Genomic DNA, 17,196 nt, shown 5'->3' with positions numbered 1-17,196 from the left:
CTCCTGCCATGCTCTTTCGGCATGCGGCAGAGCCTTGAACCCTATCGTCACGGGTGGCGCGGTGCAATCAGTTTGTCGGACGTAATAAACGTACAACCGACACATGACGAAATTATTTCTGTACCGTTAACGGTCGAAAGAGTAGCGCAAAGGCATGTTTTCGCTACTCCACGCCACTCGCGCTTGCGTTTTGACGCTGGCGATCCCCACGCTCGTGACCCCGGTTTTCGCCCAGGTCCAGACCGCACCCTCGACCCGGCCGGGTGATTCGGTGTTAGCGCAAACAGGACCGGCCTACGCCGACCTGGCCGACCTGGTCCTGTCGGCGCCGGTCATCGCCGATGTGACGATCCGATCGGCCACCGCGATCAAGGGTGCCGAAGCGGCGGGCGTCGCCCCCGGTCACCAGCGTTTCTATATCGAGGCGGATGTCGGCGCGTTGATCCGTGGCGCGGGCGGCCTGCCCTCGCGGGTCGGCTATCTGTTCGACGCGGCGGTCGATGCGCGGGGTCGCGCGCCCCGGCTGAAGAAGATGCGCGTCCTGATCTATGCGCGGCGCGTGCCCAACGCCGCCGACCAGTTGCAGCTGGTCGCCCCCGATGCCCAGCTTCCCTGGGCCCCCGATACCGAACAGCGCAGCCGCACGATCGCGCGCGACGCCCTGGCCGCGGACGCGCCGCCGGTAATCACCGGGGTCGGCAACGCCTTTTTCGTGCCCGGCAGCCTGCCCGGCGAGGGCGAGACGCAGATTTTCCTGACGACGGCGAACAACCGCCCCGTCTCGCTGTCGGTACTGCGCCGTCCGGGCGAGGAACGCCGCTATGCGGTTGCACTGAGCGAGATCGTGGACGAGTCGGCCGCCCCTCCGGCGCGCGACACACTGCTTTGGTATCGTCTGGCCTGCGCGCTTCCGGCGTCGCTCCCCGATCGCAGCACCGCGTCGCTGTCACCCGAGGATGCCGAGGCCGCACGCGAGGATTATCGCTTCGTCCTGCAAAAGCTGGGTCCGTGCCAGCGGGAACGTCAGGTGCCGACCGCGAGCAGCTGACCGGTGACGGCGTGCGCGGCGGCGAGATAGGCCGCCGCCGCCGCGACGGCGGCTTCTTCGGCACCATCCCTGACCAGGATCGCATTGATCCGCGCGCCGGGCGCGGCGGCGACGGCGAGCGGCCCCACCGCCGCCTCGACCAGCGCCTGGCCGAGCGGATCGCGCCCCGGCCGCACGATCAGAACCAGGTCGACGCCCGGATGATCCGCCACGACGCGCGTGATATCGTCGTCGGGGGTCAGCTCGACTCGCCGCGCGGTCATGGGTTCAGCGCCGGTGACGGACCAGGGTGATGCCGATCGCCTCGCCATCCTCGGCAATGGCCAGCTTCACGATCTTGACCTGCACGCGGGTCACGCGCTTGTCCTGCAGGAACAGCGTGTCGCAGATATGGTCCGCAACCCCCTCGATCAGCGTGAAATGCACGCCTTCGGGAAGCTGGGTCGCGGCGTGTTTCAGGTCGAGGTAATTTTTCGACTCGGTCAGCGGGCTGTCGGGCGTGTACCGCGCCGGACAGTCGAGATCGACGGTCAGCGAGATGCGCAACGGCTGCGGCAAATGGGTTTCCTCGGAATAGATGCCGGTGAGCACCTGGACTTCGAGGTCGTGGACTTCGAGCTGGAGACGGTCTTCCATGCTAGCCCCCCTAGCAGAGCGGGCGCGCAAGAAAAGGGGAAGGCCGTGAGGCACGAGGGGTTGCATCGCCCCGCCGTCAGGCTAAGGGCGCGCGTCCCCCCTCCCCTCCTCTGGCACCGGACCGTCCGCTTGACGTTGAGAATTGCTCTCGCCCCGCTCGACGCGGTTGCCACCGATAGGGTCGAGGCACTGCTCGACCGCGCCTTTCCACCGGGGCGCCAGACCCGCACCGCCTACAAGGTGCGCGGGCGCGTCACGCCGATCGCCGGGCTGTGCTTCGCCGCGATGGCGGGCGACACGCTGATCGGTTCGATCCAGTGCTGGCCGGTCGCGCTGATCGACGACCGGGGCACGGCACATCCGATGGTGATGGTCGGCCCGGTGGCGGTCGATCCAGCGCACCAGCAGGGCGGGATCGGCCGCGACCTCCTGCGTCACATGCTGGACGCCGCCGCCGCGCAAGGGCGCGACCGGGCGATGATGCTGATCGGCGATCCGGAATATTATGGTCGCTTCTTCGGTTTTTCCGCCGAGCGGACCGCCGACTGGCGGTTGCCCGGCCCGGTCGAGCGGCACCGCCTGCTGGCGCGCGGGCCCGACGTGCCTGCGCTGGCGGGAATGCTGGGGCCCGATCCGGCGGCCCTTCGACAGGACGGATGATGGCCGACCTTTACCTGAGCGCGCGGCGTCCCTAACTCAGACCGATCATGCCGATGGCTCCGCCCCCCGACCTGTCCGCGCTCAGCCTGGCCGAAATCGTCCAGGCGATGGAGGCGCAGAAGCTGCCGCCCGTCGCGCTTTGGAATCCGACGCATTGCGGCGACAGCGAGATGCGGATCGCCCGCGACGGCACCTGGTATCATCAGGGCGGCGCGATCACCCGCCCCGCCATGGTCCGCCTGTTCTCGACCATCCTGCGCCGTGAACCCGATGGCCGCCATGTGCTGGTCACGCCGGTCGAGAAGCTGGACATCGCGGTCGAGGACGCTCCCTTCGTCGCGACGGCGGTCAAGATCGAGGGCGAAGGCTCGACGGCGCGGCTGATGTTCCAGCTCAACACCGGCGATCTGGTCGCCGCCGGGCCCGATCACGGCCTGCGCTTCGTCGAGGGTGAGGACGGCCCGCGCCCCTATCTGCACGTGCGCGACGGCCTGGAGGCCCTGATCGCCCGGCCGGTCTATTACGAACTGGCCGAACACGCGTTGAGCGGCGACGATGCCCAGCCCGGCCTTTGGAGCGATGGCCTTTTCTTTCCCCTGGCCCCGGCCCAACCTGCATGACGCTGGCCGAAAGGCTGGTTCAGGCGATGGCGCGGATCCCGGCGCAGGACCTTTTGACCGGCGATGGTGTCGAGCCGCATGAGGTGACCGGTCCGTCCACCGCCGCCGCCGTGCTGGTCCCCGTCACCGACCGTGCCGAGCCCGGCGTCATCCTGACCCAGCGGACCGACACCCTGCGCAACCATGCGGGCCAGGTGGCCTTTCCGGGCGGCCGCGCCGATCCGGGCGATATCGATCTGGTCGCGACCGCGCTGCGCGAGGCGGAGGAGGAGATCGGGCTGCCGGCACGCGCGGTCACCGTCGTGGGGCTGGCCGACCGGTATCGCACGGTCACGGGGTTCGAGGTGACGCCCGTCCTGGGCGTCATCCCGCCCGACCTGCCCCTGACCGCCGCCGAGGCGGAGGTCGCGGCCCTGTTCGAGGTGCCGCTGTCCTTCCTGCTCGATCCTGCCCATCACCACCGGGTCAGCGCGCCGTGGCGCGGGCGGACCCGCCATTTCTACGAGATATTATGGAACGACCGGCGCATCTGGGGCGCGACAGCCGCGATGATCGTCAACCTGTCGCGGCGGCTGCAATGGGCGGCATGACGCCGGAAGCCACCCCCTGGGCGAACCGGCCCGAACTGATCGCGCTGGCCCGGCGGCTGGACGCGCGGTTCGTCGGCGGGGCGGTGCGCGACATGCTGCTGGGGCTGGCGGTCGCCGATATCGACCTCGCCACGCCGCTGTCGCCCGAAACGGTGATCGAGCGGGTGCGCGAGGGCGGCTTCAAGCCCGTACCCACCGGGATCGCGCACGGCACGATCACCGCCGTCCTGCCCGATGGTCCGGTCGAGGTCACGACGCTGCGCCGCGACGTGGCGACCGATGGCCGCCATGCCGTCGTCGCCTTCACCGACGACTGGCGCGAGGATGCGGCGCGGCGCGACTTCACGATGAATGCCCTCTATGCCGATCCGACCACGGGCGCGCTGTTCGACTATTTCGGGGGGCTGGACGACATGAAGGCCGGGCGCGTCCGCTTCATCGGCGATCCTTTGCAGCGTATCGCCGAAGATCACCTGCGCATCCTGCGCTTCTTCCGCTTCCACGCCCGGTTCGGCCAGGCGATCGACGAGGCGGGACTGGCCGCCTGCGCCGCCCGCGCCAACGACCTGATGGCCCTGTCGCGCGAGCGGATCGCGGCCGAGCTGCTCAAGCTGCTGGTCGCAGCGCGCGCCGTTTCGGTCGTCTCGTTGATGGTCGAACATGGTATCTTCCGCGCGGTGCTGCCCGAGATCGACATGGAGGGGGTCGCGCGCCTGCGCGCCCTGGCCGAGCGAGAGGAGCAAGCCGGGGTCGCACCCGATGCGATCCGGCGCCTCGCCGCAATGTTGCCGCCCAATGCCGCCGAAGCCGTCGGCGCGCGGCTGAAGCTGTCCAACACCGATCGCAAACGGCTGATCGCCGCGACAGCGGGTCCGGGTGACGAAGGGGCGCGCGCGCTGGCCTATCGGACCGGGGTGGGCGGCGCGGTCGACCGGCTGCTGCTAGCGGGCGAATCGATCGAGTCGATCCGCGACTGGACGCCCCCTGCCCTGCCCCTGACCGGCGGCGCGCTGGTCGAGCGCGGGATCAGCAAGGGGCCAGAGGTCGCACGGCTCTTGCGACAGGTCGAGACGCAGTGGATCGCCGAGGGCTTTCCCGACGCCACGCGGGTCGGCGAACTGGCCGACGCCGCCGTCGCTCAGGCCTGAGCCGCGATCATCGCCCAGGCGGCGTCGGGGTCGAGCGGACGGGCATAATAATAGCCCTGGCCATAGGTGCAGCCGAGCGCGGCCAGGGTCTGGCCCAGCTCGACCGCCTCGATCCCCTCGGCGGTGGTCTTCATGCCCAGCGCCTGCGCCAAGCCCAGTATCGCGCGGACGATCGCGATCTTGTCGCGATCAGCCAGCATCCCCGAGACGAAGCTGCGGTCGATCTTGAGCACGTCGATCGGCAACTTCTGAAGATAGGCGAGGCTGGAATAGCCCGTGCCGAAATCGTCCATGGCGATCGTCGTGCCCACCGCCTTCAGGGCATCCATGATCGCGGTCATGCGCGCGGCATCGCCGACGATCGCGCTTTCGGTCAGCTCCAGCGTCAGGCGATCGCCCGCGATACCCGTGTCCGCCAGCGCGGCCTGGATCATCGTGGGGATGTCGTCGCGCTGCAACTGGATGGCCGAGACATTGACCGACAGGCGGACGCCGCAATGCCCCCCCGCCGCCCGGTCCCATGCCGCCAGCTGCGACAGCGCCTTGTTCACCGCCCAGCGACCGAGCGGCATGATGAGCCCGGATTCCTCGGCGACCGGGATGAAATCGGCGGGCGAGTGATCCCGCCCCTCGACATCGCGCCACCGTGCCAGCGCCTCGAACGCGACGGTCTTGCCCGAGGACAGGTCGCAGATCGGTTGATAGGCGAGATGCAGTTCGTCCCTCTCGATCGCGCGGCGCAGCGCGGTTTCCATCGCGAATTGCGCCCGCGCGATGGTGAAGGCCTGGGGGTGATAGATTTCGGTGCGGCCCTGCGCCTTGGCGCGCTTGACCGCAAACTGGGCGTGGCGGATCAGCTCCTCGGCGTCGTCGTCCGACCCATCGTGAAAGGCGATGCCGACCGAACCCTCGACATTCACCTCGTAATCGGTGAGCCGGAACGGCGCGCGCAACGCCCGGTCGATCCGATCGGCCAGCGCCTCGGCCTCGCCCTCGGAGCCGTCGAGCATCATCAGGATGCCGAACTCGTTGCCGCCGATCCGCCCGATCGAGTCGCGCGACCGCAGCGCCCCCTTCAGGCGGCGCGCGACCGTGATCAGCAACTCGTCACCGACCAGCGAACCCATGCAGGCGTTCAGCCGCCCGAAGCGGTTGATGTCGATCACCAGCACCGCATGGCGCTGGCCGGTCGCCATCGCGGCCTCGATCAGATCGCCGAAACCCTGGCGATTCGGCAGGCCGGTCAGGCTGTCGGTGGTCATTTCCCGGCGCAGGCTGCGTTCGGTGTGATGCTGCGCTGTCTGGTCGACCAGCATCAGGACACAGGATTCGCCCTGCCCCTCGACCGCCGTCTCCGCCGAACGGGTCAGCGTCGCCTGAAAATAGCGGCAGTCGATGGCGTCGCCCAACTGCATCGGAAACTCGATCGACGTCCGCCCGGAGGACAGGAACGATTCGACCCGATCCGTCAGTTCGGCCAGCAGCATCGCCTGATAAAGCTGGTCGTTCAGGCAGGCGCGGCGGAAGGCATCGTTGGCGGTGCCGATCACCGGCTGCCCCTCGACCAGCGCGACCTCGGCGGCGGGAATCGCCATGATTCCGATCGCGCACGATGTAAGCGACGCAGCCGCATGGTTTGGGGGGCGTTGCGCCGGATACGCGATCGAAGCCATCTTCATATGATGTAGCGCAGGATCGTTAAGGGCTTCTGAATTTGGGCAGAAATCTAGACCGAAAACGGTTGCGATACATCAATTCGAATAGCGCCTGGCAGGGAATGTCGTGGCCCCGCCGTCGGACCATCATCGCACCGACCAGACCGAAGCCGAGTCGGTGCGATCAGCCGAAGCGGTTGTCGCGCGGAAAGCCGGTCGGCGGCATGCGTCCCGCCGCCCCGCGCGCCGTGCGCCAGGCGGACAGGTCGTGCTCGGTCCGCACTCGCCCGGTATCGCCGCCCATCGGCCAGCTCAGCCCGTCCTTGAAGACGAAGGTCGTCGCATCCGACAGCCCGCCGTCGCGATAGCGTTGCAACTGCACGCCCGTGCCGCGCGACAGCTCGACGAACTCGGTCAGCGGGAAGACCAGCAGCTTGCGATTGTCCCCGATCGCCGCGACATAGTCGTCGTCCGTGCCCACCGGCCGCACGACCTTCAAGGTGGAGCCCGCGCGCGGCGTCAGCACGGTCTTGCCCTTGCGCGTCTCGGCGATGGTGTCGGCGGTCGGCACGATGAAGCCGCGCCCGTCCGATGCCGCGACCAGCAGCTTGGGCGCGCGCGCGGCGGGCAGGAAGCCGACGATGCCGATCGAACCGTCGAGATCGATCATCGCCCGCACCGGCTCACCGAAACCACGTCCGCCCGGCAGCTTGTCGGCGGCCAGCGTGAAGAACCGCCCGTTCGCCGCGGCCAATAGCAGCTTGTCGGTCGTCTGCGCGTGGAAGGCGAAGGCGGGGCCGTCGCCTTCCTTGAACTTGGCGGTGTCGGCCGAGGCGAGGTCGACATGACCTTTCATCGCGCGGATCCAGCCGCGCTGCGACAGGATGACGGTGATCGGCTCGCGCTCGATCATCGCTTCCAGCGGGATGTCGCGGGTCGGCGCGGCTTCCTCGATCAGCGTCCGGCGCGCGCCCAGCGGCGTCTCCAGGCCATAGCGGTCGCGGAGCTTTGCGAAATCCTTCTTCATCCGCGTCCGCTGCCGCTGGTCGGAACCCAGGAGCAGGGTCAGTTGCTCACGTTCCTTGTCCAGCTTGTCGCGCTCGCCGCGAATCTCGAACTCTTCCAGGCGGCGGAGCGAGCGGAGGCGCATATTGAGGATCGCCTCGGCCTGACGGTCGGTCAGGCGAAACTCCTCGATCATCACCGCCTTGGGCTCGTCCTCGGTACGGATGATCTCGATCACCCGGTCGAGGTTGAGATAGGCGACCAGATAACCGTCGAGCAATTCGATCCGGTCGGCGATCTTGCCCAGCCGATGCTCGGACCGGCGACGCAGCACGACGAACTGATGCTCGACCCAGGCGGCCAGCGCCTCGCGCAGGGACATGACGCGCGGCGTGCGGTCCTTGTCCAGCACGTTGAGGTTCAGGCTGACCCGCGTCTCCAGGTCGGAGAAGCGGAACAGCCCGTCCATCAGCACCTGCGGATCGACGGTGCGCGCCCGCGGCTCCAGCACGATGCGGACCTGTTCATCCGATTCGTCGCGAACATCGGCCAGGATCGGCAGCTTCTTGTCGTTGATCAGCGTGGCGATCTGTTCGATCAGCTTGCCCTTGGCGACGCCGTAGGGGATTTCACTGATAACGATCTGCCAGCCGCCGCCCTTTTCGCGCTCGATCTCGAAACGGGCACGGACGCGGAAACCGCCCCGCCCCGTCGTGTAGCTTTCGCGCAGGATGGCGGGTGCATCGACGACGCTGCCGCCGGTCGGGAAGTCGGGCCCCTTGACCAGCGCCAGGATCGCATCGTCGTCCGCCTCGGGCTGATCGACCAGCAGGATCGCGGCCTCCAGCAGTTCGGCGGCGTTGTGCGGCGGGATACTGGTCGCCATGCCGACCGCGATGCCGCTCGCGCCGTTCGCCAAAAGGTTGGGGAACAGGCCCGGGAACAGCTCGGGCTCCTGCTCCTCGCCATTATAGGTCGGGCGATAGGCGACGGCATCTTCGTCCAGGCCGTCCATCAGGTCGATCGCGACCTGGGTCAGCCGTGCCTCGGTATAACGATAGGCGGCGGCGTTATCGCCGTCGATATTGCCGAAATTGCCCTGTCCGTCGACCAGCGGATAACGCAGCGCGAAGTCCTGCGCGAGGCGGACCATGGCGTCATAGACCGACTGGTCGCCATGCGGATGATATTTACCGATCACGTCGCCGACGACGCGCGCGCACTTCTTATAGCCCGAGGCGGGATCGAGCTTGAGCAGCCGCATCGCCCAGAGCAGCCGCCGGTGCACCGGCTTCAGGCCGTCGCGCACATCGGGCAGCGAGCGCGCGGTGATCGTCGACAGCGCATAGACCAGATACCGCTCGGACAGCGCACTGTCGAACGGGGCATCGAGGATGCCGACGGGAGGATTGTCGCGGAGATCGATCGCCATGGAAGCCCAGCTTCTAGCAAGCCCGTGGAGCCGGGGCAATCACTCGGATCAAATCAGGAACATTGTATGGACTTACCCTACCCTGCCCGCCGGGTGCCGATCTGATCGGCTTGGCCCCAAAAGCCGGGTGATGGGGCGATCCATTCTTTTCACGGCCTTTTTTCAGGGACTTTGTAACATACTATTTCCGAGCTGATTTCACTGTTGAAATCGATTCTCATTACTAACTAATTCGATCCCAGGCCTCGCCAGCAGGTCTTTTCCAAAAGGGGAATCATGCTCACCAACGTCTCGACCATGGGGTCGCGGCGGCGGCACCTTCGTGTCCCGTCGCTTTGCGCGCCGCTCTCCATTTTGATCCTGGCAACGCCGGCCTGGGCGCAAAGCACGGCGCCGACCAGATCGGAAAAGGCCGGCAGCACGGACGGTGACATCGTCGTCACCGCCACCGGCTACAGCCAGAAGCAGGAGGATGCCCCGGCGTCCATCACGATCATCGACGGCGACGACCTGCGCCGCCGCTCGATCCAGAGCCTGGCCGACGCGGTGCGCGACGTCGAGGGCGTGACGGTCAACGGCAGCGCCAACGAAACCGACATCCAGATTCGCGGCATGCCCGGCGACTATACGCTTATCATGGTCGATGGCCGCCGCCAGAGCGGACGCGAATCCCGCGTCAACGGCAATCGCGGCTACGAGCAGAGCTTCACCCCGCCCGCCGCCGCGATCGAGCGGGTCGAGGTGGTGCGCGGACCCATGTCCTCGCTCTATGGATCGGATGCGATCGGCGGCGTCATCAACATCATCACCCGCCGCCCCACCCCAAATTGGAGCGGCAGCGTGTCCTATGACCTGTCGCTGCGCCCGTCGGGCGACCAGGGCAATGCCCTGAACGCGCAAGCCTTTGTCAGCGGCCCGGTCGTCCCCGGCCTGCTGGGCGTGCAGGCCTGGGGCAGCTATCTGGCGCGCGGCGCGGACGACGATGTCGTCGTCACCAACGGCTTTACCCGCGCCCGCCAACGCAACGCGACCGGCCGACTGGTCCTGACGCCGGCCCAGGGTCATGAGGTGATCCTGGAGGGTGGCCTGTCGCGCCTCCGCAACGGCGAGGGCCTGAGCCCCAACTGGGCGACGCGGCAACAGGACAACAACCGCGACTATTGGTCGCTGATGCACAATGGCCGCTGGGGCAAGCTGTCGTCGCTGCTATCCTATCTGGACGAGCATACCAGCCGCGAGGGACTGGCCACGCCGGACCAGACCGACGTGTTCGGCCGTCGACCCGAGGTGCGCAACCGCGTGGCGGACGGCAAGCTGGTGTTGCCGACCGCGCACAATACCACGACCATCGGCGCACAATGGCTGAAGACTGGCCTGCGCGACTGGAACCAGGCCAATGTCGGCCGCCCGAACCAGCGCGAATACGAACGCTATTCGGTGGTGCAGAAGGCGATCTTCGCCGAGAATGAATGGCGGGTGCTGCCGGGGTTCAGCCTGACCGGCGGCATCCGGCTGGACGATCATCAATTCTATGGTCGCCACCTGAACCCGCGCGCCTATGCCGTGTGGCATGTGACTAGCCAATGGACGGTGAAGGGCGGCGTCGCGCGCGGCTTCAAGGCGCCCGAGCTGCGCGCGGTGATTCCCGATTATGCCGTGATCCGGCGCAACCGCTTCGTCCAGTTCGGCAATCCGGCGCTGCGCCCCGAAAGCAGCGTCAATTACGAGGCGACATTGGCCTGGTCGAACCGCTCGGGCATCTCCGCCAACGCGACCATCTTCTACAACGACTTCCGCGACGCGCTGTCGACCGTCACCACCACCCGGCGGTGGCAGGGCCTGCAGATCATGGATCGGGTCAATCTGAACCGCGCCTCGATCCTGGGTGTCGAGTTGGCGGGCCGCTGGCGGATCGATCCGACGCTGTCGATCCGGGGCAACCTGACCTATCTCGATTCCGAGCAGAAGAGCGGCCCCAACAGGGGTGCGCCGCTAGCGCTGACCCCACGCTTCAAGGGCAATGCGCGGCTGGACTGGGATGCCGGGCCCGACACGCGGATCTGGACCGCGTTCAACTATTACGGAAAGGAATATGAGGCGACCGTGACGGGCTCCCCCGCCCCGCCCTATGCCACCGCCGACCTGCTGGCGACCCAGCGTCTGACGCGCGGCCTGACGCTGAAGGGCGGCGTGTACAATGTCGCGGACAAGCGGCTGGACGACGCGACCTATGGCACGGTCAACTATGGACGGACGCTGTTCGTGGGGCTGCTCGCCGATTTCTGAGGCGAGCCCCTGAAAAGCAAAGCGGGCGCGATGGGAATCGCGCCCGCTTCATGTCCGGCGATACCGGTCGGCTTACGTCCGGTTCGCCTGCGCCTGGTTCACATCCTGCTGGAAGTGATCGCCCGCGGCGACGGTGCAGTTCTGGAAGGCGACGGGGGTGAAGGTCTCGACCCCGGCGACCTCCTCGTCGGTCACCGCCTTGCCCTTGGCCGTGTGGCCGGGTGCGAAGGCGACGACTTCGGGGCGGAAGGTCGCAAGGACGTCCGCGGTGTCGCGGCAGGCGACCGTGCGTTCCTTGTTGCCGTTCTTCACCACCGCGATGGCCTCCATGCCGTTGGCGAGCGGCACATGGGCCTGCTCCCAGATCTGCGGCTGCTGCGCCATGTGCATCGGCCGTGCAACGGCAGCACCCGCCGTCAGCATCAGAGCCCCACCAACAACACCGATCATCAGCTTGTTCATGACTTCCTCCTTTGCAAGCACCATCTAAACCCACGACTTTGGAGATCGGTTTCCTGTTCTTTCCACCTTACATTTTTTTCATGCTCTCTTAAAATCTCTTCCATCATGTACGGATAATTACATGGCCGTAATGTTGGCTTTACTGTCCATGCCAACACATTGCTCATGCCGCGGTGGCCCGCACGCTTCCATTGCGCCGCCGCGCCGCATCCATTATAGGCCGCGCCATCCCGCCTCGGGCCTCAGCATGGGGGCGCCGGGGCTGTACTCATTTCAGGGGACCGCCGCATGGCTCGCCGCCGCCAAATCTACGAAGGCAAGGCCAAGATCCTGTACGAGGGCCCCGAGCCCGGCACGCTGATCCAGTATTTCAAGGACGACGCCACCGCGTTCAATGCCCAGAAGAAGGGCACGATCAACGGCAAGGGCGTGCTGAACAACCGTATCTCCGAGCATGTCTTCACGATGCTCGACCATATCGGCGTTCCCACCCACTTCATCCGCCGCCTGAACATGCGCGAGCAGTTGATCCGCCAGGTCGAGATCGTGCCGATCGAGGTCGTGGTGCGCAACGTGGCGGCAGGCTCGCTGTCGAAGCGCCTGGGCATCGAAGAGGGCGTGAAGCTGCCCCGCACGATCATCGAATATTATTACAAGGACGATGCGCTGGGCGACCCGATGGTCACCGACGAGCATATCGCCTGCTTCGGCTGGGCCAGCCAGGAAGAGATGCACGACATCGCCGACCTGGCGATTCGCGTGAACGACTTCCTGTCGGGCATGTTCGCCGCGATCGGCATCCGCCTGGTCGACTTCAAGCTGGAATTCGGCCGCATCTGGGACAACGACTTCGGTCGCATCATCCTGGCCGACGAGATCAGCCCCGATGGCTGCCGCCTGTGGGACATGACCACCAACGAGAAGCTGGACAAGGACCGGTTCCGCCGCGACCTGGGCGGCGAGGTCGAGGCCTATCAGGAAGTGGCGCGCCGTCTGGGCCTGCTGCCCGAGGGGGGCGACACCGCCGTCCTCGATCTGGAAGAACACCGCAAGAGCCGGGGCAAGTAAATGAAGCTCAAGATTTTCGTCACCCTGAAGCCCGGCGTGCTGGACCCGCAGGGCAAGGCGATCCAGCACGCGCTGGGCAGCCTGGGCTTTGCCGGCGTCGATGACGTGCGCGCGGGCAAGCTGATCGAGATGCAGGTCGCCGACGAGACGACCGACGCCCAGATCGACGAGATGTGCCGCCAGTTGCTGGCCAACACCGTGATCGAGAATTACCGGGTGGAGCGCGCCTGATGAAGACCGCCGTGATCGTCTTTCCGGGCTCGAACTGCGACCGCGACCTCGCCGTTGCGCTGGAGGCGGTGACGGGCGTCAAGCCGGCCATGGTCTGGCACGGCGACAGCGAACTCCCCGAAGGACTGGGGCTGATCGGCGTGCCGGGCGGCTTCTCCTATGGTGACTATCTGCGTTGCGGCGCGATCGCGGCCCGCTCGCCGATCATGCGTGCGGTCGTGGACTCGGCCAACAAGGGCACGCCGGTGTTCGGCGTGTGCAACGGCTTCCAAGTGCTGGCCGAAACCGGGCTTCTGCCAGGCGCGCTGATGCGCAACCGCTCGCTCAACTTCGTATGCCGCGACGTCGATCTGGAGGTGGCCAACACCGACAGCGCCTTCACGCGGCTGTACAAGCAGGGCGAGACGATCCGGATTCCGGTCGCGCATCATGACGGCAATTATTTCGCCGATGTCGAGACGCTGGACCGGCTGGAAGGCGAAGGCCGCGTGGCGTTCCGCTATGCCGAGGACGTCAACGGCTCGGCGCGGAACATCGCGGGTGTGCTGAACGAGCGTCGCAACGTGCTGGGCATGATGCCCCACCCCGAGCGTCGTATCGAAGCCGCGCACGGCGGCGACCATGGCCGCCGCCTGTTCGAGGGGCTGCTGGAAATGGTCGGGGCGTAAACCCCCGTCCGTTTTAGCCCACCCTGAGCGCCTGCCCTGGCAGGCGGTCGAAGGGGAACAGGACGATTTATGGGGAGGCGAGGCAACTCGCCTCCCCTTTCATTTTGGATTCACGCGAAGCCGCGATGGCGCCAAGAAGGCTGGTTCGCGCAGAGGCGCAGAGGACGCAGAGGCGTTTCGCGCACGAAGAGCATTTCCCGCCTCACTACGGCGGCTTGGGAGATCATGCAGCCGACGCCTTATTCGCCCTCTCCGCGTCCTCTGCGCCTCCGCGCGAACAAATCTTCCTTGAACCCTTCGCGTCATCGCGGCTTCGCGCGAACTCAAACCTTCGCCCGGAATGGCGTGAAGTCCGTGCCCTCGTCGAATACGTCGACACCCTCGGCACGCTTCAAAAAGCCGACGATCAGATACGTTACCGGCGTCAGCAGCACCTCCCAGCCCACCTTCAACGCCCATTGCGTGAACAGCACCACGACCACCAGATGCGTCGTCCAGCCCTCCGCGCCCCAAAACGCCAGCGGATAGAAGATCAGGCTGTCCACCCCCTGCCCCACCAGCGTCGAACCGATCGTCCGCGACCAGAGATGCCGCCCGCTGGTCCAAACCTTCATTCGCGCCATGACATAGGCGTTGGCGAACTCGCCTGCCCAGAAGGCACACACGCTGGCCAGCACGATCCGCGGCACCTGCCCGAAGATCACCTCATAGGCCGCCTGGTTGGTCCAGGTCGGCGCGGGCGGCAATGCCACGACAACATAGCTCATGAACGCCATGAACAGCACTGCCGCCGTTCCCGCCCAGATCACCCGCCGCGCACGGGCATAGCCATAGACCTCGGTCAGCACGTCGCCGATCACATAGCTCAGCGGAAAGAACAGGATGCCCGCGCCGAACGGCCACTGGCCGACCAGCGGCAAGGTGATGACCGCCACCTTGCCAGCGCCGATGACATTCGACAGCAGCAGGATGGTCACGAAGGCCGCCATGACGAAGTCGAACCAGCGGAACGCCCCGTGGCCGACATCCCGGCTCGCCACCACCCGTTCCACGCCCATGCCCATCCCTTCCACCGTGAGGGGCGACATTTATCGCCATTCCCAACTCAAGCAAACCACGCTAGGGAGCCCGTCATCCGCGCGTCCGTAGCTCAGTTGGATAGAGCAAGGAGCTTCTACCTCCTCGGTCGGGGGTTCGAATCCCTCCGGGCGCGCCATTTCTTCCATTCGCAATGAAAAAGCGCCCCGGCATGGGCCGAGGCGCTTCTCGCATATCATACTGTGAACGGTGCCTTGCGGCACCGAATAACCAAGCCGCAGCCCCGCCCCGCGGGGCCGCGAATCTTGGTTATTCCCACTCGATCGTGCCGGGCGGCTTGCTGGTATAGTCATAGACGACGCGGTTGATGCCCTTCACCTCGTTTATGATCCGGGTGGTCACGCGCGGCAGGAAGTCGCCGGGGAAGTCGAAGGCCTGCGCCGTCATGCCGTCGACCGAGGTCACCGCGCGCAGCGCCAGGACCGAATCGTAGGTACGACCGTCGCCCATCACGCCGACCGAACGGACCGGCAGCAGCACCGCGAAGGCCTGCCAGATCGCGTCGTACAGACCCGCCTTGCGGATTTCCTCGAGATAGATGGCATCCGCCTTGCGCAGGATATCGCAGCGCTCGCGCGTCACCTCGCCGGGGATGCGGATGGCCAGGCCAGGTCCGGGGAACGGATGGCGGCCAACGAACACGTCGGGCAGCCCCAGTTCGCGACCCAGCACGCGAACCTCGTCCTTGAACAGCTCGCGAAGCGGCTCGACCAGCTTCATGTTCATGCGTTCGGGCAGGCCGCCGACATTGTGGTGGCTTTTGATCGTCACCGACGGGCCGCCGGTGAAGCTGACGCTCTCGATCACGTCCGGATAGAGCGTGCCCTGGGCCAGGAACTCGGCGCCGCCGATCTTCTTGGCCTCGGCCTCGAACACGTCGATGAAGGTCTTGCCAATGAACTTACGCTTGGCCTCGGGGTCGGTGACGCCCGCCAGGCCGTCCATGAACAGGTCCTGCGCGTCCACATGGACCAGCGGGATGTTGTAGTGACCACGGAACAGGCTGACCACCTGCTCCGCCTCACCCTGGCGCAGGATGCCGCCATCGACGAACACGCAAGTCAGCTGGTCGCCGATCGCCTCATGGATCAGAAGTGCGGCGACCGACGAGTCGACCCCGCCCGACAGGCCGCAGATCACCTTGCCCGTGCCGACCTGCTCGCGGATCTCGGCGATCTTGGCGGCGCGGAACTCGGCCATGGTCCAGTCGCCGGAAAGCCCGGCGACATGGCGGACGAAATTGGCGATCAGCTTGGCCCCGTCGGGGGTGTGCACGACCTCAGGGTGGAACTGCATCGCATAGATGCGGCGCTCGTCATTGGCGATGATCGCGTACGGCGCACCGGGGCTGGTCGCGACGACGCGGAAGCCGGGGGCCAGCGCCGTGACCTTGTCGCCATGGCTCATCCACACCTGGTGCCGCTCACCCGTCGCCCACAGGCCGTCGAACAGCGTGCATTCGCCCTCGACGGTGATGAAGGCCTCACCGAATTCGCCGCTGTCGCCCTTTTCGACCTTGCCGCCAAGCTGCTCGGTCAGCGCCTGCTGGCCATAGCAGATGCCCAGCATCGGCAGGCCGCTGTCGAGGATCGCCTGCGGAATGCGCGGGGAATTCTCGTCGACGACGGAGGCGGGGCCACCCGACAGGATGACCGCGGCGGGGTTGATCCGCGCGAACGCCTCGGCGGCGGATTGGAAGGGTACGATCTCGCTATAGACCCCCGCCTCGCGCACGCGGCGCGCGATGAGCTGGGTGACCTGGCTGCCGAAATCGACGATGAGGATGCTGTCCGGGTGCTCCATGGCGGTCCGATAGCGAGGTCTTTGGCGAAAAGCTACCGGGTCGGACCGGTTTGAAGCGACTCGATCGCGACCATTCGTACGGCCTGGGCGTCGACGCGACAGCGGAAGCCGTGCGCCACCCCCGCCTCGCGGTAGTTGGCGCGCAGCAGCACGTCGCCCTGGACGTCATATCCATTGCCCAGCGGATTTGCGGTGTGCACCTGCCCGACCTGCGCCAGCGGGAAGCTGCGGCGCCCCTCCGCCTCGATCGCCTTGGCACAGGCATGGACGGCCGCCTCGCTGTCGGTTTCCGCACGATAGGAGGACGGCGCTTCGGCCGCACGCACCGGTCGCGACGGGTCGACCGGCCCGACTCCGGATGCGGGCTTGCGTCCCTTGACCAGCGCCGCTGCCGTGGACAGCACGGCCCCCGCCACGAAGCCCGTGGTCGCGGCACCACCCTGTTCGCGCATCTGCGGGCCCAGCCAGGGACGATTGGCGTCGCTGGGCAGCATCGGCACGAACGCGGCCCTGGTCTTGGTGCGTTGCGTATCGGTCGGTGCCGTGTCCGCCTGCGCCGCATCACTCTGCACCGCGCCACTCTGCGCCATTGCGGGCGACAGGGTCACCCCCATCGCCAAAACCGCCGCCATCAACCCCCGCATATGTCCCCTCCTCTGGCCTGCTCCGGTGTATCGCATCGCATCCCGGCCGCGTTCAATGCTGCGACACTGCAGAAAACTGCTTGGCCCAACGAAAAGGGGGCCGCACCATCGCTGGCACGACCCCCTCTCGAAGGTGTCTCGA

General features: G+C 66.7%; 17 protein-coding genes and 1 tRNA gene. 10 read left to right on the top strand and 8 right to left on the bottom strand.

The annotated features are described in order from the left end of the window. Nucleotides 1-154: 154 nt before the first annotated feature. Entirely contained in the window at nucleotides 155-1,048 is an 894-nt protein-coding gene (locus U1703_RS03055; protein WP_443025749.1) for a hypothetical protein, read from the top strand. Here the strand turns inward: U1703_RS03055 and U1703_RS03050 are convergent. Then, nucleotides 1,024-1,311: a Rossmann fold domain-containing protein gene (locus U1703_RS03050; RefSeq protein ID WP_332784527.1), complete on the bottom strand. Its 288-nt coding sequence runs from the start codon at nucleotides 1,309-1,311 to the stop codon at nucleotides 1,024-1,026. The two genes, U1703_RS03055 and U1703_RS03050, sit on opposite strands and share 25 nt — an antisense overlap. A gap of 4 nt (nucleotides 1,312-1,315) precedes the next feature. Continuing rightward, nucleotides 1,316-1,684, bottom strand: a complete 369-nt coding sequence (locus U1703_RS03045; protein WP_058744545.1) for a dihydroneopterin aldolase — start codon at nucleotides 1,682-1,684, stop codon at nucleotides 1,316-1,318. Nucleotides 1,685-1,813: 129 nt separating this feature from the next. On the opposite strand from U1703_RS03045, the gene U1703_RS03040 reads away from it, so the two are divergent. Genes U1703_RS03040 through U1703_RS03025 form a run of 4 tightly spaced genes read left to right on the top strand, consistent with a single transcriptional unit; the run spans nucleotide 1,814 to nucleotide 4,702 of the window. Continuing rightward, nucleotides 1,814-2,344: a GNAT family N-acetyltransferase gene (locus tag U1703_RS03040; RefSeq protein ID WP_332784526.1), complete on the top strand. Its 531-nt coding sequence runs from the start codon at nucleotides 1,814-1,816 to the stop codon at nucleotides 2,342-2,344. Between the two features lie 47 nt (nucleotides 2,345-2,391). After that, on the top strand, nucleotides 2,392-2,964 hold the full coding sequence (locus tag U1703_RS03035) for a DUF1285 domain-containing protein (protein WP_332784525.1): 573 nt from the start codon (nucleotides 2,392-2,394) through the stop codon (nucleotides 2,962-2,964). Next, nucleotides 2,961-3,554: a CoA pyrophosphatase gene (locus U1703_RS03030; RefSeq protein ID WP_332784524.1), complete on the top strand. Its 594-nt coding sequence runs from the start codon at nucleotides 2,961-2,963 to the stop codon at nucleotides 3,552-3,554. The genes U1703_RS03035 and U1703_RS03030 overlap by 4 nt, the downstream gene beginning before the upstream one ends. After that, nucleotides 3,542-4,702, top strand: coding sequence for a CCA tRNA nucleotidyltransferase (locus U1703_RS03025; RefSeq protein ID WP_332784715.1), 1,161 nt, complete (start codon nucleotides 3,542-3,544; stop codon nucleotides 4,700-4,702). The genes U1703_RS03030 and U1703_RS03025 overlap by 13 nt, the downstream gene beginning before the upstream one ends. Here U1703_RS03025 and U1703_RS03020 read toward each other — a convergent pair. Beyond that, nucleotides 4,693-6,297 (bottom strand): putative bifunctional diguanylate cyclase/phosphodiesterase, encoded by a 1,605-nt coding sequence (locus U1703_RS03020; RefSeq protein ID WP_320452718.1) that lies wholly within the window; start codon nucleotides 6,295-6,297, stop codon nucleotides 4,693-4,695. The two genes, U1703_RS03025 and U1703_RS03020, sit on opposite strands and share 10 nt — an antisense overlap. Nucleotides 6,298-6,541: 244 nt before the next feature. Then, nucleotides 6,542-8,794 carry a DNA topoisomerase IV subunit A gene (parC, locus tag U1703_RS03015; protein ID WP_320452719.1) on the bottom strand — a complete coding sequence of 751 codons (2,253 nt, stop codon included), beginning with the start codon at nucleotides 8,792-8,794 and terminating at the stop codon, nucleotides 6,542-6,544. 354 nt (nucleotides 8,795-9,148) lie between these two features. On the opposite strand from parC, the gene U1703_RS03010 reads away from it, so the two are divergent. After that, nucleotides 9,149-11,080, top strand: a complete 1,932-nt coding sequence (locus U1703_RS03010) for a TonB-dependent receptor domain-containing protein (protein ID WP_332784523.1) — start codon at nucleotides 9,149-9,151, stop codon at nucleotides 11,078-11,080. 72 nt (nucleotides 11,081-11,152) lie between these two features. Here the strand turns inward: U1703_RS03010 and U1703_RS03005 are convergent, their stop codons facing one another. Next, nucleotides 11,153-11,542: a hypothetical protein gene (locus U1703_RS03005; RefSeq protein WP_320452721.1), complete on the bottom strand. Its 390-nt coding sequence runs from the start codon at nucleotides 11,540-11,542 to the stop codon at nucleotides 11,153-11,155. A gap of 288 nt (nucleotides 11,543-11,830) precedes the next feature. On the opposite strand from U1703_RS03005, the gene purC reads away from it, so the two are divergent. Genes purC through purQ form a run of 3 tightly spaced genes read left to right on the top strand, consistent with a single transcriptional unit; the run spans nucleotide 11,831 to nucleotide 13,509 of the window. Further along, nucleotides 11,831-12,610 (top strand): phosphoribosylaminoimidazolesuccinocarboxamide synthase, encoded by a 780-nt coding sequence (gene purC / locus U1703_RS03000; RefSeq protein WP_007405170.1) that lies wholly within the window; start codon nucleotides 11,831-11,833, stop codon nucleotides 12,608-12,610. Then, nucleotides 12,611-12,841 carry a phosphoribosylformylglycinamidine synthase subunit PurS gene (purS, locus tag U1703_RS02995; protein ID WP_175313981.1) on the top strand — a complete coding sequence of 77 codons (231 nt, stop codon included), beginning with the start codon at nucleotides 12,611-12,613 and terminating at the stop codon, nucleotides 12,839-12,841. Further along, complete coding sequence (gene purQ / locus U1703_RS02990; RefSeq protein WP_332784522.1) at nucleotides 12,841-13,509, top strand: phosphoribosylformylglycinamidine synthase subunit PurQ; 669 nt, start codon at nucleotides 12,841-12,843, stop codon at nucleotides 13,507-13,509. Before purS ends, purQ begins: the two co-directional genes overlap by 1 nt. A 323-nt stretch (nucleotides 13,510-13,832) precedes the next feature. Here the strand turns inward: purQ and U1703_RS02985 are convergent, their stop codons facing one another. Further along, entirely contained in the window at nucleotides 13,833-14,573 is a 741-nt protein-coding gene (locus tag U1703_RS02985; RefSeq protein ID WP_332784714.1) for a queuosine precursor transporter, read from the bottom strand. Between the two features lie 75 nt (nucleotides 14,574-14,648). Here U1703_RS02985 and U1703_RS02980 point away from each other — a divergent pair. Next, nucleotides 14,649-14,725, top strand: a tRNA-Arg gene (locus U1703_RS02980). Nucleotides 14,726-14,856: 131 nt separating this feature from the next. Here the strand turns inward: U1703_RS02980 and guaA are convergent. Continuing rightward, the gene (guaA, locus tag U1703_RS02975; protein WP_320452724.1) at nucleotides 14,857-16,410 is read right to left on the bottom strand and encodes a glutamine-hydrolyzing GMP synthase; all 1,554 of its coding nucleotides are present in this window, start codon (nucleotides 16,408-16,410) and stop codon (nucleotides 14,857-14,859) included. A 32-nt stretch (nucleotides 16,411-16,442) separates the two neighbouring features. Next, on the bottom strand, nucleotides 16,443-17,054 hold the full coding sequence (locus tag U1703_RS02970; RefSeq protein ID WP_332784521.1) for a hypothetical protein: 612 nt from the start codon (nucleotides 17,052-17,054) through the stop codon (nucleotides 16,443-16,445). Nucleotides 17,055-17,196 lie beyond the last annotated feature (142 nt).

The sequence above is a fragment of the Sphingomonas flavida genome (assembly GCF_036663655.1).
Taxonomy (GTDB): Bacteria; Pseudomonadota; Alphaproteobacteria; order Sphingomonadales; family Sphingomonadaceae; genus Sphingomonas.
The sequence above is the reverse complement of the archived record's forward strand: the minus strand, read 5'-3'. Positions and strand labels throughout refer to the sequence as shown.

What these genes read in the sequence shown, in the direction of transcription:
- U1703_RS03050 (WP_332784527.1), bottom strand. Translation starts at nt 1,311, where the DNA reads ATGACCGCGCGGCGAGTCGAGCTGACCCCCGACGACGATATCACGCGC.
- purC (WP_007405170.1), top strand. Translation starts at nt 11,831, where the DNA reads ATGGCTCGCCGCCGCCAAATCTACGAAGGCAAGGCCAAGATCCTGTAC.
- U1703_RS03005 (WP_320452721.1), bottom strand. Translation starts at nt 11,542, where the DNA reads ATGAACAAGCTGATGATCGGTGTTGTTGGTGGGGCTCTGATGCTGACG.
- U1703_RS03055 (WP_443025749.1), top strand. Translation starts at nt 155, where the DNA reads ATGTTTTCGCTACTCCACGCCACTCGCGCTTGCGTTTTGACGCTGGCG.
- parC (WP_320452719.1), bottom strand. Translation starts at nt 8,794, where the DNA reads ATGGCGATCGATCTCCGCGACAATCCTCCCGTCGGCATCCTCGATGCC.
- purS (WP_175313981.1), top strand. Translation starts at nt 12,611, where the DNA reads ATGAAGCTCAAGATTTTCGTCACCCTGAAGCCCGGCGTGCTGGACCCG.
- U1703_RS03020 (WP_320452718.1), bottom strand. Translation starts at nt 6,297, where the DNA reads ATGGCGATTCCCGCCGCCGAGGTCGCGCTGGTCGAGGGGCAGCCGGTG.
- U1703_RS03045 (WP_058744545.1), bottom strand. Translation starts at nt 1,684, where the DNA reads ATGGAAGACCGTCTCCAGCTCGAAGTCCACGACCTCGAAGTCCAGGTG.
- U1703_RS03030 (WP_332784524.1), top strand. Translation starts at nt 2,961, where the DNA reads ATGACGCTGGCCGAAAGGCTGGTTCAGGCGATGGCGCGGATCCCGGCG.
- U1703_RS02970 (WP_332784521.1), bottom strand. Translation starts at nt 17,054, where the DNA reads ATGCGGGGGTTGATGGCGGCGGTTTTGGCGATGGGGGTGACCCTGTCG.
- guaA (WP_320452724.1), bottom strand. Translation starts at nt 16,410, where the DNA reads ATGGAGCACCCGGACAGCATCCTCATCGTCGATTTCGGCAGCCAGGTC.
- purQ (WP_332784522.1), top strand. Translation starts at nt 12,841, where the DNA reads ATGAAGACCGCCGTGATCGTCTTTCCGGGCTCGAACTGCGACCGCGAC.
- U1703_RS02985 (WP_332784714.1), bottom strand. Translation starts at nt 14,573, where the DNA reads ATGGGCATGGGCGTGGAACGGGTGGTGGCGAGCCGGGATGTCGGCCAC.
- U1703_RS03025 (WP_332784715.1), top strand. Translation starts at nt 3,542, where the DNA reads ATGGGCGGCATGACGCCGGAAGCCACCCCCTGGGCGAACCGGCCCGAA.
- U1703_RS03035 (WP_332784525.1), top strand. Translation starts at nt 2,392, where the DNA reads ATGCCGATGGCTCCGCCCCCCGACCTGTCCGCGCTCAGCCTGGCCGAA.